Below are 24,792 nucleotides of genomic sequence, written 5' to 3'. Positions count from 1 at the left end.
GGAGTTATTCCCCATATCCATAGTAACTTCCGAACTTTCGTCCGCTCGGGCTGAATGTCGCATCATTGAGCACCAGCTTGATGTCTGGACATGCCGACAGGAGATCGATGGCATCCTCCAGCGCAGCGCGGCTGCTCATGTCCGCGCGCGCGACGAGCAGCGCCTGGCCGACGTGCTTGGCAAGTTCGGCGGCAGGTGTGGCTGCCAACGTAGGCGGGCTGTCAAACACGATGATCCTGTTTGGGGCGCCGCGTGTCAGCCTGTTGAGGACAGACCAGGTGCGTTCGCTAGCAAGATATTCGCTATCACGGCCTGTGCGCTGGCCGGCAGGCAACACCCAGAGCCCAGGAATATCGGTGCCGACGACGAAATCTTCGATATGAGCCGCCGGATTGGCAAGAACGTCCATGAAGCCCTTGCCGGCATCCAGCCCCAGCTTGCCCATGATCGACGGCTTGCCGAAATCGGCGTCGACGAGAAGCACTTCCAGATCGCGCTCGCCCGCCAGAGCGATGGCGAGGTTGAGCGCACAAAAGGTCTTCCCCTCGTTAGGATGTGGCGAACACACGAGCACCCGGCGGGCCTGAGGGCTTCCCTCCGCTTTCGCAGCCGACAGAACCTGACGCTTAACGATACGAAATTCTTCGAGCAGCGTCGATGCGCCGCCGTCGGGATCGATCAGGCCGTTCTCCCGCAGCAGCGACCGCACCACTTCGTGTTTGGGACCGGTGAACTTTACGGCCGGAGTTTCCGGCTCTGCAGGCGCTACCACCGCCGGCGCAGCAACATCCACCGACTGCGCGGGCTCACCGATCCAGTCGGATGCGCGCCGCTTGGGCGTCTCTGCAACAGGCTTGGAGGCCGGCTCCGGCTTGCGTTTTGGTGCAAACTTCTTCGCCTGCTCCCCGTCAAGCTCGCTAGGCACGGCTGCCGGAGTGAGAGCATCCAGACCGAATGCACCACTGGCGCGTTCGAACAGCGACGCGCTTTTCTCCTTACCCGCGTCTTCCTTGGGCGGTACGATATTCGTTGGCTTGTTCACTGACACGATCCCCTCAGGCCACCGATCCGACCTGGATCATCTCGACTGCCAGCAGCAGGAAGCAGACTGCCCCCAGCCCGCCCGCGCCCGCCAGAAACTGTTTCAACCGCAATTTTTCGTGTCGCCGTGCGGCGTCGGTCATCGATCGGGAAATGGTCCCGATGACCGGCAGGTCCAGCGTGCGCTGCAATTTATCGGATGTAGTGAAGCTCGACGTGAGCTGCCCCATGACAAAGGCGACGGCCGAACCGGCTCCGATGCCGAGGATCAGGACTACGAACAAGAGCAGCGGGCGGTTGGGTGCCGCTGGCCTGCGCGGAGCTGTCGGCTGGTCGATGACTTCGAACTTGAACGCACTACGCTCGGTTTCAACCTGACCACGCAGGCGCATTTCCTCACGGTTTCTCAGCAGCTCGTCGTACTTGTCCTTGAGCACCTGATAATCGCGGCTGATGCGGTTTGCCTCGGCGGCAACGGCGGGCTCATCCGCCTGCGCCGCGATCAGCGCCGAAATATCCGATTGCAAGGCCGCCTTGCGTGCCTCCAGCGCCTGGACATTGGCTTGCCGTTCCGCGCGAATGGACTGAAGCGACGTGTAGGCCGGGTTGGGCGAACCGCCGGTTCCGGCAGGTTCGTTTGCGGCCTGCTCACGCAGCGCTTCCACCTGACGCTTTTGCGACTGAATATCGGGATGACTGTCCGTGAGGCCGCGCGCGCGCATGGTGGCAAGTTGCGACTGCGCCTGAGCCAGCGCGTTACGGGCACCGCCACTATCGGCCGTCATGATGCTGCGCGGCGTGCTGGCAAGCTGCCCATTGATGGCGGCAAGCGCGCTTTGCGCAGCAGCGATATCGGCATCCACCCCTCGCATTTCGGTGCGCATGCCCTGCAGACGCCCCGCGACCGTTGCCGTGCCGCCCACCAGATCGGGATTCTGCGCCTCGAACGTCAGCCGGCGCTGCTCCGCCGATTCCAGTTCGGCCTTGCGATCATTCAACTGCTCGTCGAGGAATGCGATCGTGCTCGCCACTTCACCGCGATTGCCGGCTACGTTCGATTCCCGAAAAATGTCGATGAGGCTCTGAACCACGTCCTTGGCGAGCGCGGCATTTTCGGCATCGCTCAGGTTCGATTTGCCAATGGTGGCGGTAATTTCGAACAGATTGTCCTGCTCGCTTTTGACGACGATGCTTTCCGTCAGGCTTTTGACCGCGGCCTGCATCTCCGCATCCGTCACCACTTTCTCGCCCAGCTTCGTGGTGCGGATCACCCGTTCCAGATTGACCCCGCTTACCAGGGTCTGGCGAACCTTGGTGATGGCCTGCTTGCCATCGCCGGATATGTCGAGCTGTTCGGACAGGACATCTTCCAGTTCGACGTAGATCCGCGCCCTGCTTTCATAGCTGTTGGGGATGAATGCGATCGCCAGCCAGCCAAGGACGCAAATGACCCAAGCCACGCCGAGCGCGACCCAGCGGCGGTTCCAAACCGTATGCAGCGCGCTGCGGATCTCGTCGAAGACTTCCTGCATGCCCCGGCTGATCCTTAGAAGGTGCTTTCGGGAATGATGATCACATCACCCGGCTGGAGGAGAACATTGGCCTTGCTGTCGCCGCGCTTCAAAAGATCGGTCAGGCGCAGCGCATATTCGCGCTGGTTTCCAACCTGCTTGTCGAAGCGGATCAGTTTCGCACGATTGCCGGCAGCGAATTCCGAAAGGCCGCCCACCGCAATCATTGCGTCGAGCACGGTCATGTTCGCCCGGTACGGCAGCGAAGCCGGTTTCTCCGTCGCGCCGACGATGCGGATCTGCTGGCTGAATGTACCGGCGAATTCATTGACGATAACCGAGACCAGCGGATCTTCGATGTACTGGCTAAGCTGCAGGCGGATATCCTCCTCCAGCATGGACGGGGTCTTGCCCACTGCCGGCATGTCTTTCACAAGCGGAATGGTAATTCGGCCGTCGGGGCGCACCTGAATTTTTTCGGCACCCAGTTCCGGATTGCGCCAGACGTGAATGGTCAACTCATCGAGCGGACCGATCACATATTCCTCGCCCGGACCTTCCTGCATGGCGACGAAGGTTGCCGGAGGAAGCTCGGTTTCAGGCCCGCTCGCGCAGCCGCCCAGAACAAGCGTAGCGGCAACGCATCCGGCTGTAAGCGAAGCAATTCGGGTTAAGCGCATTAATCATTTCCCTGGCATCGTCCTGGAAAGCATCGAACGAGTTGCGCGCCCGATACTCCCCGTTATGGAACAGCTAATGCCCGAAATAGGTGAACAGACTGTTAGCCATAGGCCGTCGAAACCGCAGATTTCACGGCGATTTTGCATTAGTCGGTTTTGATCAGACCAGCATCTCTATTGCAGGACCCTGTCCCAAAAAGGCACTGGGTGATGCACTGGCACCGTATGCGCCCGCGCAGAAGACCGCGATCAGATCTCCAACCTCGGCCCGTGGCAGGTGCGCCTTGTCCGCCAGACGGTCCAGCGGGGTGCACAGACACCCCACGACATTGGCTTCTTCCTCCGGCTGCACGTCGAACCGGCTGGCGATGGCTACCGGATAGTTTCGTCGTACCACCGTGCCGAAATTGCCGGAGGCTGCCAGCTGGTGATGAAGGCCCCCATCGGTCACGAGATAGGTTTCGCCGTAACTCACCTTGCGGTCGACAATGCGTGTGAGATAAACTCCTGCTTCGCCAACAAGATAGCGACCGAGTTCAATAAAAAGTTCAGCATCGGCGAAAGTGTCGGGCAATGCGGCAAACTGCGCCTCGAGCGCCTGCCCCACAGCGTGGATGTCGAGCGGTTCGTCACCTGGAAAATACGGAATGCCGAAACCGCCACCCATGTTGAGCTTGGGCAATGGAACGTCTGCTTCCCGCGCAAGGCGATCCGCGCAATCGAGGACTTTGGCCTGCATGTCTATTACCGCCTCGGCGGAAAGGGCCTGACTTCCGGTGAAGATATGCAGTCCGCGAAAATTGCAGCCCGTTTCTACAATCTTCTCGATCAGCGATGGAACCCGCTCCGCATCTATGCCGAACGGTTTCGCCCCGCCCCCCATCTTCATGCCCGAACCTTTAAGTTCGAAATCGGGGTTCACCCGAACCGCTAGCGATGGGGTCAAGCCCAGGCGTTCGGCGATGGCAATTGCGCGATCGGCTTCCGCCTCGCTTTCCAGATTTAATGTCACGCCGGCCGTAATAGCGGATTCCAGTTCGACATCGCGCTTGCCGGGACCGGCGAAACTCACACGAGAGAGATCGAGACCCGTCGCCCGAACCATTTCCAGTTCACCACCAGAGGCGATATCCAGTCCATCGGCCAGGTTCGACACGAATGAAAGCAACGGCGCAAAGCTATTTGCTTTTATGGCATAATTGATCTTCAATCGATCTGGCATCGCTTCGCGAAGATCGGCGAACCGCTGCTTTATTCGTGTCTGCGAATACACAAACAGCGGGGTTCTGCCGGCTTGCTCTGCCCAATGGCTCACCGGCTTTCCGCCAATGGCCAGTTCACCGTCGATCGCCTGGAAACCAGGCGGAATGGGCCCTAGCGGCTTCATGCGCCGATCTCCGCAGCCAAGGCTGTCCGGTCGATCTTACCATTCGGGTTTACCGGCATCACGTCGCGCCAGTGAATGACATGCGGTTGCATGAAGTTGGGCAGTTCCTTTTTAAGCTCTTTCACGAGCGCTTCCTCGCTGTCGAGCGCAGTCGGCGTCGGCCTAACGATCAGATGGATGGCGTGCCCTAGCCGCTCGTCCCTGACTCCCAGGGCCACGGCTTCTGCGACCAATCCGGTCGCCAGCGCAGCACTTTCCAGCTCTTGCGGACTGATACGATTTCCCGAACTCTTGATCATGGCGTCACGCCGCCCGACGAAATAGAGAAATCCGTCCTCATCCCGCCGGACACGGTCGCCAGACCATACGGCCGTTCCGCCATATCTTGAGCCCGCGGGCGCGGGTTTGAAGCGTTCCTCAGTCCGCGCCGCGTCTTGCCAATATCCTTGCGCCACCAGCGGCCCACAGTGCACCAGCTCGCCTTCCTCGTTAGCCGCGCAAATTTTGCCTTCGTCATCGACCACAAGGATTTCCGCGAAGGGTATCGCCTTGCCCATCGAGGTTGGGTGCGTGTCCACCAGTTCTGGATCGAGATAGGTCGAGCGAAAAGCCTCGGTCAGGCCGTACATTGGAAACAGGCGTGCCTCCGGGAAGAGTGCGCGTAGTTGACGTACCAATTCGCGCGTCAGGGCCCCTCCGGTATTGGTCAGCCTCCGGATGCCGGCTATTGCCTCGGCAGGCCATTCGATCTCGGTCAGTTGGACCCACAGTGGTGGGACAGCGGCAAGCGTCGTGACGCCATATTTAGCGCAGGCCTTGGCCACATCTCGAGGGAAGAGATAGTCGAGCGGAACCGCGCAAGCTCCGGCATACCATGTCGAAAGCAACTGGTTCTGGCCATAATCGAAGCTCAACGGAAGGACTGCCAGCACGACGTCATCCGCTGCAAGGTCAAGATAGTTCGCCACACTGACGGCACCCAGCCACATATTCGCGTGGCTCAGCATCACGCCCTTGGGCTTGCCGGTGGAACCGCTTGTGTAAAGGATGGCCGCCAGTTCGTCGGGATCGTGGCGCGACGGGGGCAACTCGGCACCTTCAGCCTCTGCCAACCCGAATATTTCGCTTTCATCAAGGGCCTCGCAGCCCACCGGTAGATCTTCATCTTCCAGAGACGTCAGGCGCGCCTTCGTGGCCATCAACATGATCGAGCCGCTATCGGCCAGAATGTGCGCAACCTGGGCCCGCTTGAGCAGTGGGTTGATCGGCACATGCACCAGCCCCGCCCGCGCCACCGCCAATGGCAGCAGACAAGTCAGCTCGCCTTTTGCTGCCCAGCTTGCCACTCTATCGCCCTTGGCCGCACGACTTGCCAACCATCCGGCCAGAAGCGAGACACGTTTCCTCAACTCCTCAAAGGTAAGAGTGCGATCGCGCAGCACCAGCGCAGGTGCCTGTGCACTCCCGCGCTCGGCCAGTTGATCGAGCGGATAGGGCGTGGGATCAGGCATTAACGCTCCGAGAGAAAGCCGTTGGACATCGCAGTCAGCTATCACGACACGGGTACCAAACTGCAAGGGCTTGATCTGCCGGCCAGCAGCCCTTTCGACAGGCTCGAATGGTACGCCCTGCTTGAGCAACCCCTGTTCGCTTTGGCGGAACGGAGCGACGACCGGATGGTGGTTCCGCTCCAACGGCACCCAAATGGTCTTTCGTCGCTGACGAATTGGTTTAGCTTTACGTGGCGACCTATTGGAACGTCTCAAGAATTAATTCGCAAATTAGCACGCGATCTGCGGTCGCGAACGCATCGAGTCACATTCTCCCCTCTTCCTAATGAGGACGGCACGACCGAACAATTAGAGCAAGCTTTCCGGGATGCGGGTTGGTTTGTGCTGCGTGATCAATGCGATGAAAATCACGTTCTGCCCGTAGCTGGCCGAACATTTGCCGAATATTGGGCCGGACGCCCTGGCAAAATGCGCACCACGCTCAAACGCAAGGCGAAGAAGGTCGACGTCGATATACTCACACATTTCGACGAAACGGCCTGGGCCGCTTATAAGGCGATCTATTCGGAAAGCTGGAAACCGGAAGAAGAGCGGGCCGATATTCTCGAAGCTTTCGCAGCGGCCGAAGGCGCAGCCGGTCGCATCCGGCTGGGCATCGCGCGCGCGGACGGCGAGCCCGTCGCCGCGCAGTTCTGGACGGTCGAAAACGGCACTGCCTATATTCACAAGCTCGCGCACATTGAAGCCGCGACACCTTTATCGGCCGGCACGACGCTCAGTGCCGCTCTATTCGAATATGTCATCGATACCGACGGGGTCGAACTGGTCGATTTCGGGACGGGCAGCGATGCCTACAAACGCGACTGGATGGAACAGGTGCGACCCCGCTTCAGGCTCACCTGCCTCGACTGGCGCCAACCGCGAGCCTGGCCTGCCATCGCCAAGGCGTTCTTGCGCCACCTTGCACCGCACAATCGCCCCAGCTAAGGCCTTCGCCTCGAGTGGAAGGCCAACGACAGGGAACGCCGAAGCAATGATTGCCGAAACCGCACAAGCCGAGCCTACCGGGCCGAGCCGCAGCGATATCGACCAGACGCTCCGCGCGATCCTGCGCGATGTTCTCGGGCTCGATCAGGATCAGGTAGACAGCTTCACTGGAGACACGGGCCTGTTCGGTCATCTGCCGGAGCTCGATTCTATGGCGGTGGCCGGATTGCTGACCGAAATGGAAGACCGGCTCGACATCGTTATCGAGGATGACGATGTCGACGGAGAGATGCTGGAAAACTTCGGCGGCCTCCTTGCCTTCGCCGAAGCGAAGGTGATCGAGGGCTGACCTCCGCCATGTATTCAGTCTGGCCTTGCCCATTGCCCGATGGCGGCATGGGTGAGGAAATGGTGCTTGGTTTCGACGAAGCGCGCGAAAAACGGATACTGGTTATCCCTCCCCTATTCGAAGAAGCGAACAGATTGCGCCACCAAATCGTTGAAACAATGCGAAAACTCCATTCGCGCGGCGTAGACTGCTTCCTACCGGACCTGCCGGGATGGAACGAGAGTCTGGCCGGCTTCGACAACCAATCGCTCGCCCATTGGCGGGTCGGCATTGCCGCTGCGGTGGAGACTTTCTCCACGACCGCTATTCTCGCCGTCCGGTCTGGCTGCTGGCTGGTGCCGGAGGACAGTAGAGGCTGGCTCTATGCCCCACCGAAACCTCAGCAGATCCTGCGCAACATGCTCCGGGCACGCATCCTGAGCGCGCGGGAAGCCGGGCGGGAAGAGATTACGGAAGAGCTCCGGAAAACCGGCCGGGAACGCGGTGTCACGCTTGGCGGGTGGCCGCTCGGCCCTGAATTGTTTGCAGAACTCGAAACCGAAGATTTCGCTGCTCCGCCGGGCTATTCGACCGTCGAACAAACGGTTTTGGGCGGAACGCCGCTCTGGCTGCGCGCCGAAAACGATTTCGATCTCGCACAGGCCACAGCGCTTGCCTCCATCGTCGCAACGTCGGGCCCGGGCGCATGAACCGGCTCGCGTTCTCCTTCGAGTGCCAGGACGCGCGCTGCGGCGCGACACTCGACAGCGCGCCCGGAACGACCGGGCTGCTCCTCGTCAGCGGCGGCAATGAAGTTCGTGCAGGGGCGTTCAATTCTCAAGCTCGCCTTGCCGCCGGCATCGCCCGTGCGGGTTTTCCAGTCTTCCGCTTCGACCGGCGAGGGATTGGAGACAGCGAAGGTCAAAACCGCGGATTTCGCAATTCACGCAAAGACATGGAAGCCGCTCTTCTAGCATTTCGTGCACTGGCACCGCAGGTCGAACGCGTCGTCGGTTTCGGAAATTGCGACGCGGCAAGCGCACTCATGCTAAATGCCGGCGCCGAATGCGACGCCCTCGTGCTCAGCAATCCGTGGACGATCGAGAACGACGTCGACAACATACCGCCGCCTGCTGCAGTGCGTTCGCGCTATGTCGAAAAGCTGAAAAACCCCAAGGAACTGCTGCGCCTGGCGTCTGGCCAGGTCGATCTGAAGAAACTCGCGCGCGGATTGCGCCAGGCTTCGAAGAAACAATCCGCGCCCTCTTCGCTTGCCGATCAGATGCGCGCCGCCATAGCGGGCTTCACGGGCCCCGTTCGTATCCTCCTGGCCGAGACCGATAGGACGGCCCAGTTGTTCGGTGAACGATGGGACGCTGCGGACACGCGAATCAGGCGCTGCAAAGGTGCGGACCATGCCTATTCGACGCCGCAGGCAAGCGAGTGGCTGCGCGCGCAAATCCTCGAGGTTCTGCGCCGCTAGCGCCTGAAGTAACTGGTCAGTTCGACATGAGTCGACCAGCGGAATTGCCCGACTGGCCGCAGCTTCTCGAGCCGGAAGCCCGCATCAACCAGTACTCTGGCATCGCGCGACCAACTGACAGGGTTGCAACTGATGTATGCCACGCGCGTCGCCTCGCTCGCCACAATCTGAACCACCTGCTCCCGCGCACCCGCCCGGGGTGGATCGAGAACCAATGCTCCGAACCGGCTCGCCTCATCTGCCTGCAGCGGATTGCGAAACAAGTCGCGATGAAGCGTGTGCACCGGTATCTGCCGCCCATTCGCAGCCGCCTTGCAGGCGAGATGCGCATCGCGCGCAGCCTCCACTGCCAGCACCTTCCGCGGCCCCGCCAAAGCAAAGGCGAACGTGCCGAGGCCTGAAAAAAGATCAGCCACGGTCGTTGCGCCATCGAGAAAGTCCAACGCATCGGCGACCAGTGCACGCTCGCCATCGACTGTGGGCTGGAGGAAGCTACCGTGAGGAAAGGGCACCGCAATGTCGCCCAGCCCAACGGTAAGCGGCTCGGGCTCCCAACTTGTCTCCGGACCAAACCCGCGGTCCACAGAAAGGCGAGCCAGGGAATTCTCACGCGCAAAGTCCAGCAGAGCTTCCGTCGCGGCCAGCCCATCGGCCTCGATACCCTTCAGCGTACAATCGACGCCCTGATCGACCAGCGTCAATTCCACGTCGACCGCTTGGCGGCCGCCATAACGACCGATCAGTTTTCTCAGCGGCTCGACCAGGGCGAAAAGCTCGGGCACGAGGATATGGCATTCCTGCATGTTCACAATTCGGTGCGATCCGCTTTCGCGGAAACCCAGCACGGCGCCCTGCGCGGTCTTCAGCGCATGCAAGGTGGCGCGTCGGCGCGACCGTGGCGGTGACAGCTGCGTCGCAAGCACTTCACCAACGTTGAGATCCTGCGCCCTGGCAGCACCGACGACGCGGTCTGTCACGAACTGCCGTAGCGCCTCTTCATCGACATGCTGTAACTGGCACCCACCGCAGACCGGGAAATGTCGGCACGGCGGGTCGGCGTGATGCGGGCCTGTCGTCAGTGTGCCATCTTCGCCCACGGTGTCGCCCGGAACGCCGCCGGAGATGTGCCTCCCCGACGCGGTGACGCCATCGCCGCGCGCAGCAATGCGGATGATTTCTTCGGTTTCGCTCACAGGAAGGACGCCATGGCCGGTTTTACCGCGTGAGCAAGTTCCCCTGCAGAAAATGCCGGGGATGCAAGGCGCGCCGCTTCGTGATGCAGCCATACGCTCTCTTCGGCTGCACGCCGCGGATTACTATGGGTTGCGAGCCGCGAACCCAGGATCCCCGCCAGTACATCGCCGGACCCTGCCACGGATAGCCAGCTTGAGCCTCTAGGGAAAAATGACGTCATGCCGTCATGCACAAGAACGGTGTCGGGCCCCTTGGCCAGCACCGTCAGGCCGGTGACATCCGCCAATGCGCGAGCCCGATCGAGTTTGCTTTCCGCCGTGACGCCAAACGTCTCGCAGAGTTTTGCCAGCTCTCCTTCGTGAGGCGTCACGCACAAGGTCTTGGCGTCGGTCATCGCGAGAAGTTCCGGGTCGAGAAGATGCAGCGCATCCGCATCCAGCACTGGCGGCTTTCCGCTTTCCAGTACCTTGGCCAGCCTTCCACGAGCCGCGTCGTCGCGGCCTAGTCCCGGTCCAATCAGCAAAGCCGAAATCCGCTCGTCGGAAAGCACATCGGCGAGGCTGCCCTGCTCGATCACGAGTTCGGCCGGCGCATCGGGATGAGAATGATCGCTGAACAGTTTCACATAGCCCGCCCCCGCGCGCATGGCTGCCTCCGCGGCAAGCAGTGGCGCGCCGGGCATTGCCCCTGCTACGATGGCCAGCAGCCCGCGATTGTATTTATGGGCATCGGATTTGGGCGAAGTTATCTTGGGCGCGGCGGAAACCGTCGATGAAACATCTTCGAACTCCAGCCCGATGGTAACCAGTCGCTTTTCGCCCAGCGCTGCCATAGCCGGCATGAGAAAATGGGCCTGCTTCCACGCGCCGAGAGCCAGTGTCAGGTCATATCGAGGAAGCGGGCCAAGCACGCGCGCAGCGTCACTCTGCACTGCACTCGGGACATCGATAGCTATTTTATAACAGGGTGATGCTACGAGTTTCTCCAGTATTTTCGAGAACGGCTCCTCGACCTTTCGATCCAGGCCGTACCCGAACAGACAATCGACCACCACGCCTGTGCGCAGAGCGCCATCAAGAGTGACCTTGCCCTGAAAGGCGGACCGCGCCCTGCGAGCGGTCTCGCTCTTCGGCTCTATGGGCGCAATCACGTCCACTTCGTACCCTGCCCGGCTCAACACGTCCGCGATCACGTAACCGTCACCGCCATTGTTGCCGGGTCCGCAAAGCATCGTGACCTGCCGCCCTGCAGCCATACGCATGACCCACTGCGCTGCATTGGTCCCTGCACGCTGCATCAGCTCCCACTCGCTGGTCCCGCGATCCATTGCGGTTTTCTCCGCCTCGCGCATCTCGGCGACGGTGAGCACAGGCTCAGTCACGTACGGGCTGGCCCCAGCGATAGCGATCCTCTCCGATCGCGAGCACGACCGCGTCCCCTTCGCGCCAGCTTTCCGCCTCCTGCGCGCCGTCGAACTCGGCCAGGCCGGACACCGTTTCAGCGCGTGCGAGCCTGCGGAAACCGCCATCCGGGTGCCGCATGATGAGGTAGTTCGCACTGCCATCGCCTACTTCGACGAGACGGCATTCGCCGGTGAAGTCGGTTGCCCCACCCAGAGCGCAGGAAATCGTTGACCCGCCCTCGCTCGCTATCTCGGGCGAAACCTCGCACGCTCCAAGACCGAGCGATGCAACCAGAAGAACCCAGAGGGATCGTTGCGGAAAAGTCATGCGTAGCCGCTGCCACGCACGGCGCTCGGGGGCAAGTCTCAGCGCGTTTTCAACTGGCTAACATCTCGGATTGCGCCGCGCGCCGCAGAAGTCGTCATCGCAGCATAGGCTTCGAGCGCTGGCGAGACCCGCCGGTCTCGCGGTTGGGCAGGAAGCCAGCCCTTCTTTTCCATGACGGCGCGCCGTTCCGCCAGAACTTCGTCGGACACGGCAAGATTGATCGTGCGTTCGGGAATGGAAATTTCGATCATGTCCCCCTCCTCGACCAAAGCGATGGCGCCGCCTTCCGCGGCTTCGGGCGACACGTGGCCGATCGACAGGCCTGACGTTCCTCCCGAAAACCTGCCGTCGGTCAGCAGGGCGCAGGCTGCGCCCAGCCCCTTCGATTTCAGATAGCTCGTCGGATAAAGCATTTCCTGCATGCCGGGTCCGCCTCGCGGCCCTTCGTACCGGATGACGACGACATCGCCTTCGACGACCTGCCCCGTCAGGATCGCCGTCACCGCGTCGTCCTGGCTCTCGTAAACCTTGGCTGGGCCCGAGAAGTTCAGAATGCTCTCATCGACCCCCGCGGTCTTAACGATGCAGCCATCGCGCGCGATATTGCCATAGAGCACGGCCAGCCCGCCATCCTTGCTGAACGCGTGTTCAGCGCTCCGGATAACTCCGTTTTCGCGGTCCGTATCGAGCTCTTCCCACCTGCGCGACTGGCTGAAAGCGGTCTGCGTCGGCACCCCGCCCGGCGCCGCCGCGAAAAATTCGCGGACCTTGTTGTTCTGCGTGCGGCCAATGTCCCAGTCATCCAGCGCATCGGCCATGGTCGGGCTGTGTACGGTCGGCAACGCGGTGTGAAGCAGGCCTGCCTTTTCCAGCTCGCCGAGGATCGCCATGATTCCGCCTGCCCGGTGGACATCCTCCATATGGACATCGCTTTTCGCCGGTGCGACCTTTGACAGGCAGGGGACCTGACGGCTCAACCGGTCGATATCCTTCATGGTGAAATCGACCCCCGCCTCATGCGCGGCAGCAAGCAGGTGCAGCACGGTATTCGTCGAGCCGCCCATCGCGATATCGAGGCTCATCGCGTTCTCGAACGCTTCGAAACTGGCGATGGAACGTGGCAGGACGCTCTCGTCATCTTCCTCGTAATATCGCTTCGCCAGCGTCACCACCAGCCGCCCTGCCCGTTCGAACAGACCCTTGCGGTCGGCATGCGTGGCGAGCTGCGAACCATTGCCGGGAAGCGAGAGACCGAGCGCCTCGGTCAGGCAATTCATCGAATTGGCCGTGAACATGCCGCTGCAGCTGCCGCAGGTCGGGCACGCATTCTGCTCGATGGCCGTAACTTCCTCGTCCGAATAGGCTTCGTCCGCGGCAGCGACCATGGCATCCACCAGATCGAGGGCGACCTCCTTGCCTTTCACCACAACCTTGCCTGCCTCCATCGGACCGCCGCTGACGAACACGGCGGGAATGTTCAGGCGCATCGCGGCCATCAACATGCCCGGCGTAATCTTGTCGCAGTTCGAAATGCACACCATCGCATCGGCGCAGTGGGCGTTGACCATATATTCGACGCTGTCGGCAATCAGGTCGCGGCTCGGCAACGAATAGAGCATGCCGTCGTGCCCCATGGCGATCCCGTCATCGACCGCGATGGTGTTGAATTCTTTGGCCACGCCGCCCGCGGCCTCGATTTCGCGTGCGACCAGCTGCCCCAGATCCTTGAGATGCACGTGCCCCGGCACGAACTGGGTAAAGCTGTTGACCACCGCGATGATCGGTTTGCCGAAATCACCGTCTTTCATGCCCGTCGCGCGCCACAATCCGCGCGCGCCGGCCATGTTGCGGCCGTGGGTGGTGGTGCGGGAACGATAGGCGGGCATGGCAGGTCTCTCTTGGCTTCAAGGCGAAGCCTAGCAGACAGCGAAGCCTACGCTAACGGAAGAATGCCCGTGGTCCGGCCAAGCTCGGCTTTACACCTCCAGCGCGACACGACCCATGATGTCTGCCAGCATTACCGCCCAGCGCGCCTGCCCTGCGGCCGTATCGATCTGATCCTGTCGTATCTCGACCGTGCAATAGGGAATGCCATTCGCCTCGGCATGGCGATCCATCGTGGCGTTGAGCTGTTTGCCCGAATAGGGCTGGTTGTCGCCCACTGTCAGGCCCTGTTCGCGAAACAGCCGAATGGCATGTTGCGCCGCTCTCTCATCCTGATTGTACAGCAGGGCGACTTCCCAGGGTCGCTCTTCATCGCTGGTTGCCAGGCTAGGCGTGAAGCTGTGAACTGCCACCAGCATACGCGGCCGGGCGCGTTCGATCAGCGCCGCCAAAGCGTCGTGATATGGTCGATGATAACGTGCGAGCCGCATTTCCACATCTGCGCCGATATTACCCGGGATCAGGTGCCCGTCGCTGGTCGTCGGAACAACGGCTGGTTCGTTCTCCTTGCGGTGAAAATCGCAAACGAGACGGCTCACGGTGGCGATGTGCACAGGTAGATCGTGGCGGCGGGCAAGACGATCCGCCACGCCTTCCACCCCGATATCGATCGCAATATGATCGTTCATCAGCTTGGGATCGATCCCCAGCTCGATGCCCGCTGGAACATGGTTCGATGCGTGATCGGCCACTACCAGCAATCCGCCGGGTCGAATGTCGTCCACATTCACCTGGCGATAGGGCCGACCGTCGATCATCTGAGCTTTCCTCGCATCTGCCACCAGCCGGGATGGTCGGCGGCCATGCGATCCGCCGCCTCGTCCCGCGCTGCCTTGTCATCGAACAGCGCGAAACAGGTCGCGCCCGAACCCGACATACGGGCGAGAAACGGCGAAGTTCCGCGCAAAGCGGCAAGTACCCCGCCGATCTGCGGGCACAGCGAAAGGGCGGGTGCGTCGAGATCGTTTCGCCCTTCGAGAGTGATCGTGCGGGCATCGCCATCGGGCAAGGTGCCGCGATCCTTCTCGTCCCAATGCCTGAACACCGGCCCAGTGGACAGCGGGACGCGCGGGTTTACCAGCAGAACGGGTGTGCCCGCCAGACTGTCATCTGCCGGTTCGAGTTCGGTGCCGGTGCCGCGCCCGATACAGGTACGACTTTCGACACAAGCGGGTACATCCGCGCCCAGTGCAGTTGCGCGCTCGTGCCAGTCGTCCGGCAAACCATGAAGCTCTTTCACGATGCGAAAAACGGCCCCGGCATCCGCCGAGCCCCCACCGAGCCCCGCTGCAACAGGGAGGTTTTTCTCCAGCGTGATCCTGAGCCCGTCGGCGCGCGGGACCTTGCCCAGCGCTTTTGCCACCAGATTGTCGAACGGATTGTCGAGACCGCCCGCGAACTCGCCCATGACCGTCACGGCGTCCTGCGCAGCGCTGGTTGCTGTCAGCACGTCCCCCGCATCGACGAAGGCAAACAGCGTCTCAAGCTCATGATAGCCATCATCCCGCCGCCTGCGGACATGGAGCGCGAGGTTGATCTTGGCGTAGGCGGTTTCGCGCACGATTTTCGTCCTACTCGTCCTTATCCGCTTCGCCATTCCTGATGGCAGCGACCTGTCGCATTGCGGCAAGGTAAACTCGCCAGCTCCAGATCGTGAAGAGAATGACCATCGGCACGACTACAACGACCAATTCTACAAGACCGGGCTTGTCATCCGGATGCACGATGAGCGAGAAAATGATTACCAAGGTGACTGGCACGAACGCGACCAAAGAGGACCAGCCATTCATTGAAGGCCAGCCAGTCCCTAAATCCCTATCAATCCAAGCGATATAAGCCCGCCACATTACGCGGAATCACATATTCGGATAGTTCGGCCCGCCGCCGCCTTCGGGTGTAACCCAGGTGATATTCTGGTTCGGATCCTTGATGTCGCACGTCTTGCAGTGGATGCAGTTCTGCGAATTGATCTGGAACTTGGGCTCCGCGCCTTCTTCCAGGATCCATTCGTACACGCCCGCCGGGCAGTACCGTGCAGACGGTCCTGCGAAGATCTCCAACTCGCTCTCGCGCTGCAGTTCCATGTCCGCGACCTTGAGGTGACACGGCTGATCTTCGGCATGGTTGGTGTAGCTGAAGCTGACATTGGTAAGCCGGTCGAAGCTCAGTACACCGTCGGGCTTGGGATAGGCGATCGGCTTGAAGTTGTCGGCGCGCTCCAGCATCTCGTAATCGCGGTGATGCTTCATCGTGATCGGCAGTCCGATCTTCAGGGTGCGCATCCACATGTCGATGCCCGCAATGACCGTACCCAGATCCTCGCCCCACTTGGCGACGGCGGGCTGCGCGTTCTTCACCTTCTTGAGCTCGTCTGCGATCCAGCTGTCGCGCACGGCGGCATCGTAATCCATCAGCTCGGTATGCTCGCTACCGGCGGCGATCGCCGCAGCGATGCTCTCCGCGGCCAGCATCCCGCTCTTCATCGCGGTGTGGCTGCCCTTGATGCGCGGGACGTTCACGAACCCGGCCGAGCAACCGATCAGCGCGCCGCCGGGAAAGGCGAGCTTGGGCACGGATTGCCAGCCGCCTTCGTTGATCACGCGCCCGCCATAGGACACGCGCTTGCCACCTTCGAGGATCGCGGCAATGTCCGGATGGTGCTTCCAGCGCTGGAATTCCTGATAGGGCGACACATAGGGATTGGCGTAATCGAGCGCGGTCACGAAGCCGAGCGCCACCTGACCGTTGGCCTGGTGATAGAGGAAGCCCCCGCCCCAGGTGCCGGTTTCGCTCAGCGGCCAGCCTTGCGTATGGATCACGCGGCCGGGCTCGTGCTTGGCCGGATCGATGTCCCACAATTCCTTGACGCCGAGACCGTAGACCTGCGGTTCGCAATCGGCCTCGAGGTCGAATTTCGCCTTCATCTGCTTGGTCAGATTGCCACGCGCCCCTTCAGCGAAAAGGGTGTATTTCGCATGGATTTCCATGCCCGGCTGGTAATCGGCCTTGTGGCTGCCATCCTCGGCGATGCCCATGTCCTGCGTGACGATACCGGTCACCGCACCCTTGTCGTCGAACAGCACTTCTGCGGCGGGAAAGCCGGGGAATACCATCACGCCCAGAGCTTCGGCCTGCTCGGCCAGCCAGCGACACATATTGCCCAGCGATCCGGTATAATTGCCGTGATTGCTCATGAATGGCGGCAGCAACATCTCGGGAAGGTCGGATTTTCCGCTTTCGGACAGCACCCAGTGGTGGTTCTCCGTCACGGGGGTTTCCGCCATCGGGCAGCCCTGGTCGCGCCATTCGGGCAGCAGTTCGTCCAGCGCACGCGGATCCACCACAGCGCCCGACAGGATATGCGCGCCGATTTCGCTGCCCTTTTCGAGCACCACGACTTCGAGTTCCGCGTTCACTTGCTTCAGCCGGATCGCCGCGGCGAGGCCTGCCGGGCCTCCGCCGATGATCACGACATCGCAGGGCATGGATTCGCGTTCGCTCATGTCTCTCTCTTTTCGTCGCTTTACTGTTGCGAATGCCTTGATTGGTGGCGCTTTAGAGGTCAAGACCCGCGCCCAAGTAATGATGCATGCCGATCCCCCGAATTCGCGCGATGTCACGGCGCTCGAAAGCCTGGAAGGCGCGCTCGACTGGTGGCGCGAGGCTGGCGTCGATGCCGATTTTCTGGACGAGCCGAGTGGCTGGCTGATCGAGCCGGAGGCCGACGATGCCGTAACGGCTCCTCCTCCGCCCGCACCGCCCCCGGTACAGCGCAAGACCCCGCTGCAACGCGCGCTCGAACAGGGCGAAGGTGCGGCCACACAGATCGATCGCTCCGCCCTTCCCGACACGCTCGAAAAATTTCGCGAATGGTGGATGTCGGAAGCTTCGCTGGCGGATGGCGCGCTCGATCGGCGCGTTCCCCCGCGGGGCGTGGCAGGCGCGAAGCTGATGCTGCTGCTGCCCCAGCCCTTCGATGACGATGCCGAAGGACTGCTGACGGGCGGCGCCGCCAAATTCGTCGATGCCATGCTCGCGGCAATGGGAATAGCCCAGCACGAAGCCTACATCGCCAGCGCCCTTCCGACCCCAATGGCCCTGCCCGATTGGGGTCAGCTCGCAGGTGCCGGTCTGGGCGAAATCGTCAGGGCCCATATCGCGCTCGCCGCCCCGCAGCGCGTGATCCTGTTCGGACGCGCGCAACTCGCGCTTTTCGGCAAGACGCCCGAAGATGCGCGCGACCCCCTTTCGCTGGACTGTGACGGCAAGATCTACCCCCTGCTCGCCGCCCCCGACCTGCGCAACCTTGCCCGCTCGGCCGCCCGGCGGGAAACTTTCTGGAACCGATGGCTGGACTGGACTTGATGACCCTTCGCATTTTCGCCGCCGCCGCTTTGGCCGCCACCACCTCCCTCCACGCGGCCCCGGCCCTTGCGCAGGGCAGCGTGGAATATTTCACCCGGTCGCACGCAGCTTCCCTCCCGCAGCTCCTCTCGCAGGACGACCGCGCCTATTACGGCTCGCTGTTCGAAGCGATCGACAGCCAGAACTGGGACAGGGTCGAGGTCATGCTGGCCAGTCGCGATGACGGCCCGCTCCACGGCGCGGCACTGGCGACCTATTACCTCCATCCGCAAAGTCCGCGCATCGAACTGCCGCGCATCGAAAGCTGGCTGTCACGCTATTCCGCGCTGCCACAGGCGGAATCGATCGTCCGCCTTGGCCAGACGCGCGGGCTCGTGAACCCGCCCTATCTGCGCCCGGCGCGCGATCTCGTCCGCCAGCCCGGGTCGACCAAGCGTATCCGGCCCAGTTCGGTCAACGACGGGACGATGCCCGAAAGCGTGAAGGCCGCGATCCTCGAACGCATCACCAATGACGATCCGAATGGTGCCCGCCTGCTGCTGGACGGCGTGGATGCCACACTGTCGCGCCATGCGCGGGCGGAATGGCGCTACCGCGTCGCTTTCAGCTACTACATCGAAAATCAGGACGCGCAGGCCTGGGCCATGGCGGATACGACCCGCGATGGCGGCAGTGGTGCCTGGGTCGCCGAAGGCGATTGGGTCGCCGGGCTCGCCGCATGGCGGCTGGGCGATTGCGACAAGGCCGCAGAAGCCTTCCAGCGCAGCGCGTCCGGCTCCGCCAATCCCGAACTGACCGCAGCGGCGCATTACTGGGCCAGCCGGTCTTTCATCCGCTGCCGCTTCCCTGAAAAGGCGGCCGAACAACTGCGCGGCGCTGCGCGCTTCCCGGAAACCCTCTACGGCATGCTGGCCCACGAACAGATGGGCCGTGACCTGCCGCGCACCCACGCCTTGCCCGATCTGACACAGGCCGATTGGGAACATCTGCGCAAGGAAGATGCAGTCCGGCAGGCCGTCATGCTGGCGGAAGTCGGGCGGCGCGATGCGGCGGCGGACGATCTCGTCTGGCTGGTCCGCACGGGCGACCCGAAGGATTACGGCGCATTGTCGCGGCTCTCGCGTGCGCTAGGCCTCACGGGTGCGCAGACCTTCATGGCCTATAATGCTCCGCGCGGCGAAGGGGCACATCCCAGCCTGCGCTATCCGGTCACCTTCCGCGCACCGGTCGGTGGATGGCGCGTGGACCCTGCCCTCGCCTTCGCCCATGCCTTGCAGGAATCGAACTTTCGCGAAACCGTGGTCAGCCCGGCCGGTGCCATCGGGCTGATGCAGATCATGCCGATCACGCAGCGGGAATATGCCGCATCGATCAACATGAGCTCGGGCGCGGATCTGAAGGACCCGGCCGTCAATCTCGCGTTCGGCCAGCGCACGCTGGAATCCCTCAATTCGTCCAATTTTACGCAGGGCAAGCTGCCCAAGGTCATGGCGGCTTACAATGCCGGACCCACGCCCGTTTCGCGCTGGGAAAGTGAAATCCGCGATCAGGGCGATCCGCTGCTCTACATGGAAAGCATCCCCTATTGGGAAACGCGCGGCTACGTCGCCATCGTGATGCGCAATTACTGGATGTATCTGCGCCAGGCGGATGCCGATGCGCCAAGCAGGGTCGATCTGGCCGAAAACGACTGGCCCATGTTTCCGCGGGCCAGGTAAGGAACACGCTTATGCCAATCGACGAAAGCCGCACCTTCAAGCCAGTGCGTATCGCGCTGCTGACCGTATCCGACACGCGCACCTCGGCCGATGACACGTCGGGCGATATTCTGGCCCGGCGCATCGCAGATGCTGGCCACGAACTCGCCGATCGCGATATCAGCCGCGACGATGTGAACCAGCTCGCCGCGCACCTTCATCGCTGGATCGACGACGAACAGATCGATTGCGTCATCACAACCGGTGGCACCGGCCTCACCGGCCGCGACGTGACGCCCGAAGCGCTCGACAAGGTCAAAAGCAAGGACATTCCCGGTTTCGGCGAACTCTTCCGCTGGATCAGTTACGAAACCATCGGCACCAGCACCGTCCAGAGCCGCGCCTGCGCCGTGCTCGCCCGCGGCACCTATATCTTCGCCCTGCCCGGCTCGAACGGCGCAGTGAAAGACGGCTGGGACCGCATCCTTGCGCACCAGCTCGACAGCCGCCACCGTCCCTGCAACTTCGTCGAACTGATGCCCCGCCTCCGGGAAAGATAGCCTCCGCCTTTATTGCTAGCAGCCGGAGGCGACCCGGCAACCCATGCTGCCGCCACCGATCGGCAAGCCGAACCCCTGCAAGAATTCATTTTCCTACTCGGCCCCGCCTGCATAACAGACCTGATTCGCTTCCATTCCCGACAGGAGACGCGGATCATGACCGACATTACCGAACCCTTTGCCCATGCCCCGGCGCGCGGCTGGACGCCCGAACTGAAGGCGCGCTTTCTCGACCGGCTGGCGGCTCACGGGAATGCCCGCGCCGCCTGCCGCGCGGTCGATCTGTCCGCCGAAGCGGCCTATCGCCTGCGTCGCCGCGATCCGTTCTTCGCTCGTGGCTGGGCCGCTGCGCTGGTCTTGGCGCGGGAAAACGGGGTCCAGGCTCTGGCAGAGCGCGCCATCGAAGGGGTGGAAGAACAGATCTATTATCGGGGGGAGCTCGTCGGCACGCGCCGGCGCTACGATGCGCGGCTTTTGCTGGCACATCTGGCACGCCTCGACGCGATGGTCGGTGACAATGCCGCCTGCGCCGATGCCGGTCGCTTCGACGAACTGCTGAACTGCGTTGCCACCGGCGAACTGGCCCTGCCGCCCGTGCGCAAGGATGCTGTCGCCGCGGCAGGCGATGAAGCTCGCCGCAATCATCGCGAGAAAGAGCTCGAGGTGTTCTACGGCGCGGCGGAGGACGACGATCAGGACGAAGACGACAGCAGTTAGACCGTCAGCGAAAGCAGCGCCGAATTCCTGGGTGGTCTCGATGACGAATGCGAAGAAGTGGCTGCACAGGGCAGGGAAGACGCGGGGCACGAATGGGATCGCCGGCTTGTCGACACCTTCGACGCTGTCGATGCCCTGTGTGGATGGCCCGCATCGCCCACCGCTCCCGGACTGCCCACAAAGGTCCGGCAACCACGCGTCGATCCTTCCGCGCTTGCGCAGGTGATGACGCTGGCATGCCAGACGGTCGATCGACCCGCTAGCGAACCCCTGGCCTCGGCACTCCCCAGGACCCTGTCAACTGTGTCAACCTGTGCCGTCTCGCGAATGCTTGTGCGCAGCCCGTCGCACCGAGCCGCATCGCACCCCCGCTCACCCTTCGGAGCGCCGCGGACAGATGCGCGGCGATAGCTGCCAAGGCTTGCGAAAACGGGCTGGCAAAGCTTTTTTGTTCGCTGTATGTTCCGCTTCATGGAACGTCGTCTTGAACCAGCGATTCCCGGACGCGGCGCACAGGGCGCCGATGTGCCGACACGCTTCGGCCTCGCCACGCGCGAAGTCGATGGCGACTGGCGCGATCATATGGAAACGCTGGACGGCCCGCCGGTCAAGCTGCGCACTCAGGTGACCGAAGAACGTCCCCGGACGATCCTCAGCTTCAATCAATCGCCCGATATCGCGTTCGATCGGTCCGTGAACGCTTACCGGGGGTGTGAACATGGCTGCGTCTATTGTTTTGCCAGGCCGACGCATGCCTATCACGATCTGTCTCCCGGTCTGGACTTCGAAACGAAGCTGTTCGCCAAGCCCAATGCCGCTGAAATCCTGCGGGCCACTCTCGCCAAGGCGAAATATCGGCCGCGGCACATCGCCATGGGGACGAATACCGATCCCTACCAGCCGATCGAGCGGGATTATCGCATCACGCGCGAGGTGCTCGAAGTCTGTCTCGATGCTCGTCACCCCGTGACGATAACAACCAAATCGGATCGTGTTTGCGACGATCTGGATCTGCTTCGTGCTATGGCCGAACAGAGGCTGGTTGCGGTCGCAATATCGGTAACCAGCCTCGACCCCAGGCTATCGGCCAAACTGGAACCCCGTGCGGCGGCCCCGGCGAAGCGTCTGGCCGCCCTCGCCAAACTCGCCGAAGCGGGCATACCCGTCCATTGTTCGATAGCTCCCGTGATCCCGGCCATAACCGATGAATTCATGGAAGACATCGTTCAGCGGGCGGGCCAGCTCGGCATCGGCAGCGTCGGCTGGATACCCCTGCGCCTCCCGCACGAAGTCGCGCCCCTCTTCCGGGAATGGCTCTCGGTCCATTTTCCGGAACGCGGCGACAAGGTCATGAACATCGTCCGCTCGATCCGTGCCAAGGACGGGCAGGCGCGGGACAACGATCCCGATTTCTTCACCCGCATGAAACCCACCGGTGTCTGGGCCGATCTCTTCCGCGCCAGGTTCCGCCTCGCCTGCAAACGCGCAGGCGTGGGCAAATCGAAATTCGAACTGGACTGTACCCGGTTCCGCCCGCCGGCCGTCGGCGGTCAGTTGCGGCTATTGTGAAAATTTCCGCAGGCTTAGAGGCTAGAACCCGTCGCCCATCGCTCCTGGCTTGAAGCGAACCAGCCTGCTGTCGGCCAGCGCGGCGGTGCGATTGACCACGGCCTTCTGATACTCGGGATCTTTTACCATCTCGAAGAACGCGGCCGCACTGGGATATTGCGCGATAAAGCCATCGTGCCAGCGCATCGCTTCCGGCCCGGTCAGCACCGCCTCGAATGCCCCGCGCCAGACGATTTCGCCGCCCACGCGGCGGAAGATCGGGCCGCTGGTCTTGCCATACTCCTTGTAGGCCCGGCGCCCGCTCCAGTCCTTGCCGGCATTGTCATGGCCTTCGGGATATTCCGCCTGGTCCCGGTACTGCAGCAGGTTCAGCATATGGATCGGCTGATCGCGCGGCAGGTCCTTGAATGCTTCGAAATTGGTCTTGCTCGGGTCGATATAGCTTTGCGTCATGGTCCGTCCTCCTCAGCCCAGCGTATAGTCGCTGAAGCGCTCGCGCAGGTCTTTCTTACTGATCTTGCCGGTGGCGGTGTGCGGGATGTCGTCGACGAATTCGACCGCATCGGGCAGCCACCATTTGGCGACCTTGTCGGTAAGGAATGCGGTCACGTCCTCGGCACTGCACTCCGTCCCGGATTTCCTGACCACGAACAGAACGGGCCGCTCGTCCCACTTGGGATGGGGCATGCCGATAGCCGCCGCTTCCGCCACGGCCGGATGGCCCACCGCCGCATTTTCGAGCTCGACCGAGCTGATCCATTCGCCGCCGGACTTGATGACGTCCTTCGTGCGGTCGGTAATCTGCATCGTCCCATCGGGATGCAGGATCGCCACATCGCCGGTATCGAACCAGCCGTCCGCATCGGTCGCGTCCTCTTCCGCCTTGAAATAGCGCTTGATGATCCACGGCCCGCGTATCTGCAGCGCACCGCTTGCCTCGCCATCGCGCGGAAGAACGGTCGACCGGTCGTCCAGATCGACCGTACGCAGTTCGACGCCGAAGATCGGCCGCCCCTGCTTCATCGTCTTTTCCACCTTCTCCTCGAAGGTCAGTTCGTCCCAGTTCGCCGTTGGACCGCCGACCGTCCCGATAGGCGAAGTCTCGGTCATTCCCCATGCGTGCTGCACGCGCGTACCGTTCTTCATCAGCCGTTCGATCATGAACCTCGGTGCAGCGGAACCGCCGATCGTCGCCGATTTGAGCTTGGGCAGATCCTTGCCTTCCGCATCACAATACTGGAATGTCGCCAGCCAGACGGTCGGCACACCTGCGCTGTCGGTCACTCCCTCACGATCCATCAAGTCGCACAGCACCGCCGGGTCGTTCACGGCGGAAAAGACGAACTTGATCCCCGCCATCGCCCCCGAATAGGGCAGGCCCCAGCTGGCGGCGTGGAACATCGGGACCACCGGCAGCATGACGGACGATCCGCTGAAATTGAATGCGCTGGTCTGCAGCCCGGCCATCGCGTGCAGCAGCGTGGAACGATGTTCGTACTGAACACCCTTGGGATTGCCGGTGGTGCCGCTGGTGTAACAGATCATGCAGGGATCGCGTTCGTCCCCCTCGACCCATTCGAACTCGCCGTCCTGCTCGCCAATCCAGTCTTCGAAACTGGTCGTATGCTCGCCGCTGTCGAAGCAGATGTAATGTTCGACCGTCGGCCATTTGTCGCGCATCTTGTCGATGATCGGCTGGAACGCCGCGTCATAGATCATGACTTTGTCTTCGGCGTGATTGACGATGTATTCGAGCTGGTCCTCGAACAGACGTGGATTGCAGGTGTGGAGCACCCCGCCCATGCCCGCCACGCCGAACCAGCTCACCAGATGGCGGGAATGGTTCATCGCGAGACTTGCCACCCGATCGCCCTTTGTCAGGCCAAGCGCCAACAGCGCCTGAGCCATCTTCTGCGCGTCCAGATGGATGCCCGCCCAGTCCGTCCGCGTTTCGGTGCCATCGGCCCAGTGGGTCACGATTTCGCGACCGGATGCTTCCCGAGCCGCATGATCGATCACATGCGATATTCGCATGCTCCAGTCCTGCATCGCACCAAACGCCATAAACTCTCCTCTCACCCGTCGGTT

Annotated in this window: 24 protein-coding genes; 9 read left to right on the top strand and 15 right to left on the bottom strand. The window is 62.1% G+C overall.

The window, feature by feature from the left end; translation table 11 throughout:
• Window positions 1-4: 4 nt before the first annotated feature.
• From KYK83_RS09545 to KYK83_RS09525, 5 genes are all read right to left on the bottom strand, one after another.
• A complete protein-coding gene (locus KYK83_RS09545) occupies window positions 5-1,042 on the bottom strand; it encodes a P-loop NTPase family protein (protein WP_346729449.1) in 1,038 nt (345 codons plus the stop codon).
• A 13-nt stretch (window positions 1,043-1,055) separates the two neighbouring features.
• A complete protein-coding gene (locus KYK83_RS09540; protein WP_222828056.1) occupies window positions 1,056-2,573 on the bottom strand; it encodes an XrtA system polysaccharide chain length determinant in 1,518 nt (505 codons plus the stop codon).
• Window positions 2,574-2,587: 14 nt separating this feature from the next.
• Window positions 2,588-3,232 carry an XrtA/PEP-CTERM system exopolysaccharide export protein gene (locus tag KYK83_RS09535; RefSeq protein ID WP_103023730.1) on the bottom strand — a complete coding sequence of 215 codons (645 nt, stop codon included), beginning with the start codon at window positions 3,230-3,232 and terminating at the stop codon, window positions 2,588-2,590.
• Between the two features lie 160 nt (window positions 3,233-3,392).
• Complete coding sequence (locus KYK83_RS09530; protein WP_222828055.1) at window positions 3,393-4,619, bottom strand: pyridoxal-dependent decarboxylase, exosortase A system-associated; 1,227 nt, start codon at window positions 4,617-4,619, stop codon at window positions 3,393-3,395.
• The gene (locus KYK83_RS09525) at window positions 4,616-6,130 is read right to left on the bottom strand and encodes an acyl-CoA ligase (AMP-forming), exosortase A system-associated (protein WP_222828054.1); all 1,515 of its coding nucleotides are present in this window, start codon (window positions 6,128-6,130) and stop codon (window positions 4,616-4,618) included. The genes KYK83_RS09530 and KYK83_RS09525 overlap by 4 nt, the downstream gene beginning before the upstream one ends.
• A gap of 381 nt (window positions 6,131-6,511) precedes the next feature.
• Here KYK83_RS09525 and KYK83_RS09520 point away from each other — a divergent pair, with 381 nt between their 5' ends.
• Genes KYK83_RS09520 through KYK83_RS09505 form a run of 4 tightly spaced genes read left to right on the top strand, consistent with a single transcriptional unit; the run spans window position 6,512 to window position 8,928 of the window.
• A complete protein-coding gene (locus KYK83_RS09520) occupies window positions 6,512-7,117 on the top strand; it encodes a GNAT family N-acetyltransferase (RefSeq protein WP_346729448.1) in 606 nt (201 codons plus the stop codon).
• A 46-nt stretch (window positions 7,118-7,163) separates the two neighbouring features.
• A complete protein-coding gene (locus tag KYK83_RS09515) occupies window positions 7,164-7,466 on the top strand; it encodes an acyl carrier protein (protein ID WP_103023727.1) in 303 nt (100 codons plus the stop codon).
• Window positions 7,467-7,474: 8 nt separating this feature from the next.
• Complete coding sequence (locus KYK83_RS09510) at window positions 7,475-8,155, top strand: hypothetical protein (protein WP_222828053.1); 681 nt, start codon at window positions 7,475-7,477, stop codon at window positions 8,153-8,155.
• Complete coding sequence (locus tag KYK83_RS09505) at window positions 8,152-8,928, top strand: hydrolase 1, exosortase A system-associated (protein ID WP_222828052.1); 777 nt, start codon at window positions 8,152-8,154, stop codon at window positions 8,926-8,928. Before KYK83_RS09510 ends, KYK83_RS09505 begins: the two co-directional genes overlap by 4 nt.
• Here the strand turns inward: KYK83_RS09505 and KYK83_RS09500 are convergent.
• The 8 genes from KYK83_RS09500 to KYK83_RS09465 all read right to left on the bottom strand — a co-directional run bounded on the left by KYK83_RS09500 (window position 8,925) and on the right by KYK83_RS09465 (window position 17,299).
• Window positions 8,925-10,121, bottom strand: coding sequence for a class I SAM-dependent RNA methyltransferase (locus KYK83_RS09500; protein ID WP_222828051.1), 1,197 nt, complete (start codon window positions 10,119-10,121; stop codon window positions 8,925-8,927). The two genes, KYK83_RS09505 and KYK83_RS09500, sit on opposite strands and share 4 nt — an antisense overlap.
• Window positions 10,118-11,503, bottom strand: coding sequence for an NAD(P)H-hydrate dehydratase (locus tag KYK83_RS09495; protein WP_346729447.1), 1,386 nt, complete (start codon window positions 11,501-11,503; stop codon window positions 10,118-10,120). The genes KYK83_RS09500 and KYK83_RS09495 overlap by 4 nt, the downstream gene beginning before the upstream one ends.
• Window positions 11,496-11,852: a hypothetical protein gene (locus KYK83_RS09490; protein WP_222828050.1), complete on the bottom strand. Its 357-nt coding sequence runs from the start codon at window positions 11,850-11,852 to the stop codon at window positions 11,496-11,498. Before KYK83_RS09490 ends, KYK83_RS09495 begins: the two co-directional genes overlap by 8 nt.
• A gap of 38 nt (window positions 11,853-11,890) precedes the next feature.
• The gene (gene ilvD, locus KYK83_RS09485) at window positions 11,891-13,738 is read right to left on the bottom strand and encodes a dihydroxy-acid dehydratase (RefSeq protein WP_222828049.1); all 1,848 of its coding nucleotides are present in this window, start codon (window positions 13,736-13,738) and stop codon (window positions 11,891-11,893) included.
• 90 nt (window positions 13,739-13,828) lie between these two features.
• On the bottom strand, window positions 13,829-14,554 hold the full coding sequence (locus KYK83_RS09480; RefSeq protein ID WP_222828048.1) for an N-formylglutamate amidohydrolase: 726 nt from the start codon (window positions 14,552-14,554) through the stop codon (window positions 13,829-13,831).
• The gene (locus tag KYK83_RS09475) at window positions 14,551-15,393 is read right to left on the bottom strand and encodes a 4-(cytidine 5'-diphospho)-2-C-methyl-D-erythritol kinase (protein ID WP_222828047.1); all 843 of its coding nucleotides are present in this window, start codon (window positions 15,391-15,393) and stop codon (window positions 14,551-14,553) included. The genes KYK83_RS09480 and KYK83_RS09475 overlap by 4 nt, the downstream gene beginning before the upstream one ends.
• Entirely contained in the window at window positions 15,368-15,586 is a 219-nt protein-coding gene (locus KYK83_RS09470; RefSeq protein WP_222828046.1) for a hypothetical protein, read from the bottom strand. The genes KYK83_RS09475 and KYK83_RS09470 overlap by 26 nt, the downstream gene beginning before the upstream one ends.
• A 66-nt stretch (window positions 15,587-15,652) precedes the next feature.
• Window positions 15,653-17,299, bottom strand: coding sequence for an electron transfer flavoprotein-ubiquinone oxidoreductase (locus tag KYK83_RS09465; RefSeq protein ID WP_222828045.1), 1,647 nt, complete (start codon window positions 17,297-17,299; stop codon window positions 15,653-15,655).
• Between the two features lie 79 nt (window positions 17,300-17,378).
• Between KYK83_RS09465 and KYK83_RS09460 the strand changes: the two genes are divergently transcribed.
• From KYK83_RS09460 to KYK83_RS09440, 5 genes are all read left to right on the top strand, one after another.
• Window positions 17,379-18,161 (top strand): uracil-DNA glycosylase family protein, encoded by a 783-nt coding sequence (locus tag KYK83_RS09460; RefSeq protein WP_222828044.1) that lies wholly within the window; start codon window positions 17,379-17,381, stop codon window positions 18,159-18,161.
• The gene (locus tag KYK83_RS09455; RefSeq protein WP_222828043.1) at window positions 18,161-19,879 is read left to right on the top strand and encodes a lytic transglycosylase domain-containing protein; all 1,719 of its coding nucleotides are present in this window, start codon (window positions 18,161-18,163) and stop codon (window positions 19,877-19,879) included. The genes KYK83_RS09460 and KYK83_RS09455 overlap by 1 nt, the downstream gene beginning before the upstream one ends.
• A gap of 11 nt (window positions 19,880-19,890) precedes the next feature.
• On the top strand, window positions 19,891-20,418 hold the full coding sequence (gene moaB, locus KYK83_RS09450) for a molybdenum cofactor biosynthesis protein B (RefSeq protein WP_222828042.1): 528 nt from the start codon (window positions 19,891-19,893) through the stop codon (window positions 20,416-20,418).
• A 156-nt stretch (window positions 20,419-20,574) separates the two neighbouring features.
• Window positions 20,575-21,135: a hypothetical protein gene (locus tag KYK83_RS09445; RefSeq protein ID WP_222828041.1), complete on the top strand. Its 561-nt coding sequence runs from the start codon at window positions 20,575-20,577 to the stop codon at window positions 21,133-21,135.
• Window positions 21,136-21,606: 471 nt separating this feature from the next.
• Window positions 21,607-22,704, top strand: coding sequence for a PA0069 family radical SAM protein (locus tag KYK83_RS09440; protein ID WP_222828040.1), 1,098 nt, complete (start codon window positions 21,607-21,609; stop codon window positions 22,702-22,704).
• Window positions 22,705-22,725: 21 nt separating this feature from the next.
• Here the strand turns inward: KYK83_RS09440 and KYK83_RS09435 are convergent, their stop codons facing one another.
• On the bottom strand, window positions 22,726-23,157 hold the full coding sequence (locus KYK83_RS09435; protein WP_222828039.1) for a DUF1330 domain-containing protein: 432 nt from the start codon (window positions 23,155-23,157) through the stop codon (window positions 22,726-22,728).
• Window positions 23,158-23,169: 12 nt separating this feature from the next.
• The gene (locus KYK83_RS09430; protein WP_248284375.1) at window positions 23,170-24,768 is read right to left on the bottom strand and encodes a long-chain fatty acid--CoA ligase; all 1,599 of its coding nucleotides are present in this window, start codon (window positions 24,766-24,768) and stop codon (window positions 23,170-23,172) included.
• Window positions 24,769-24,792 lie beyond the last annotated feature (24 nt).

Source organism: Qipengyuania pacifica (assembly GCF_019857205.1).
Taxonomy (GTDB): domain Bacteria; phylum Pseudomonadota; class Alphaproteobacteria; order Sphingomonadales; family Sphingomonadaceae; genus Qipengyuania; species Qipengyuania pacifica.
The sequence above is the reverse complement of the archived record's forward strand: the minus strand, read 5'-3'. Positions and strand labels throughout refer to the sequence as shown.

Excerpts from the sequence above, each read along its gene's own strand:
- KYK83_RS09540 (WP_222828056.1), bottom strand. The coding sequence starts at position 2,573 with ATGCAGGAAGTCTTCGACGAGATCCGCAGCGCGCTGCATACGGTTTGG.
- KYK83_RS09435 (WP_222828039.1), bottom strand. The coding sequence starts at position 23,157 with ATGACGCAAAGCTATATCGACCCGAGCAAGACCAATTTCGAAGCATTC.
- KYK83_RS09460 (WP_222828044.1), top strand. The coding sequence starts at position 17,379 with ATGATGCATGCCGATCCCCCGAATTCGCGCGATGTCACGGCGCTCGAA.
- KYK83_RS09440 (WP_222828040.1), top strand. The coding sequence starts at position 21,607 with ATGGAACGTCGTCTTGAACCAGCGATTCCCGGACGCGGCGCACAGGGC.
- KYK83_RS09505 (WP_222828052.1), top strand. The coding sequence starts at position 8,152 with ATGAACCGGCTCGCGTTCTCCTTCGAGTGCCAGGACGCGCGCTGCGGC.
- KYK83_RS09480 (WP_222828048.1), bottom strand. The coding sequence starts at position 14,554 with ATGATCGACGGTCGGCCCTATCGCCAGGTGAATGTGGACGACATTCGA.
- KYK83_RS09445 (WP_222828041.1), top strand. The coding sequence starts at position 20,575 with ATGACCGACATTACCGAACCCTTTGCCCATGCCCCGGCGCGCGGCTGG.
- KYK83_RS09490 (WP_222828050.1), bottom strand. The coding sequence starts at position 11,852 with ATGACTTTTCCGCAACGATCCCTCTGGGTTCTTCTGGTTGCATCGCTC.
- KYK83_RS09535 (WP_103023730.1), bottom strand. The coding sequence starts at position 3,232 with ATGCGCTTAACCCGAATTGCTTCGCTTACAGCCGGATGCGTTGCCGCT.
- KYK83_RS09510 (WP_222828053.1), top strand. The coding sequence starts at position 7,475 with ATGTATTCAGTCTGGCCTTGCCCATTGCCCGATGGCGGCATGGGTGAG.
- ilvD (WP_222828049.1), bottom strand. The coding sequence starts at position 13,738 with ATGCCCGCCTATCGTTCCCGCACCACCACCCACGGCCGCAACATGGCC.
- KYK83_RS09530 (WP_222828055.1), bottom strand. The coding sequence starts at position 4,619 with ATGAAGCCGCTAGGGCCCATTCCGCCTGGTTTCCAGGCGATCGACGGT.
- KYK83_RS09430 (WP_248284375.1), bottom strand. The coding sequence starts at position 24,768 with ATGGCGTTTGGTGCGATGCAGGACTGGAGCATGCGAATATCGCATGTG.
- KYK83_RS09455 (WP_222828043.1), top strand. The coding sequence starts at position 18,161 with ATGACCCTTCGCATTTTCGCCGCCGCCGCTTTGGCCGCCACCACCTCC.
- KYK83_RS09465 (WP_222828045.1), bottom strand. The coding sequence starts at position 17,299 with ATGAGCGAACGCGAATCCATGCCCTGCGATGTCGTGATCATCGGCGGA.
- KYK83_RS09470 (WP_222828046.1), bottom strand. The coding sequence starts at position 15,586 with ATGAATGGCTGGTCCTCTTTGGTCGCGTTCGTGCCAGTCACCTTGGTA.
- moaB (WP_222828042.1), top strand. The coding sequence starts at position 19,891 with ATGCCAATCGACGAAAGCCGCACCTTCAAGCCAGTGCGTATCGCGCTG.
- KYK83_RS09525 (WP_222828054.1), bottom strand. The coding sequence starts at position 6,130 with ATGCCTGATCCCACGCCCTATCCGCTCGATCAACTGGCCGAGCGCGGG.
- KYK83_RS09475 (WP_222828047.1), bottom strand. The coding sequence starts at position 15,393 with ATGGCGAAGCGGATAAGGACGAGTAGGACGAAAATCGTGCGCGAAACC.
- KYK83_RS09515 (WP_103023727.1), top strand. The coding sequence starts at position 7,164 with ATGATTGCCGAAACCGCACAAGCCGAGCCTACCGGGCCGAGCCGCAGC.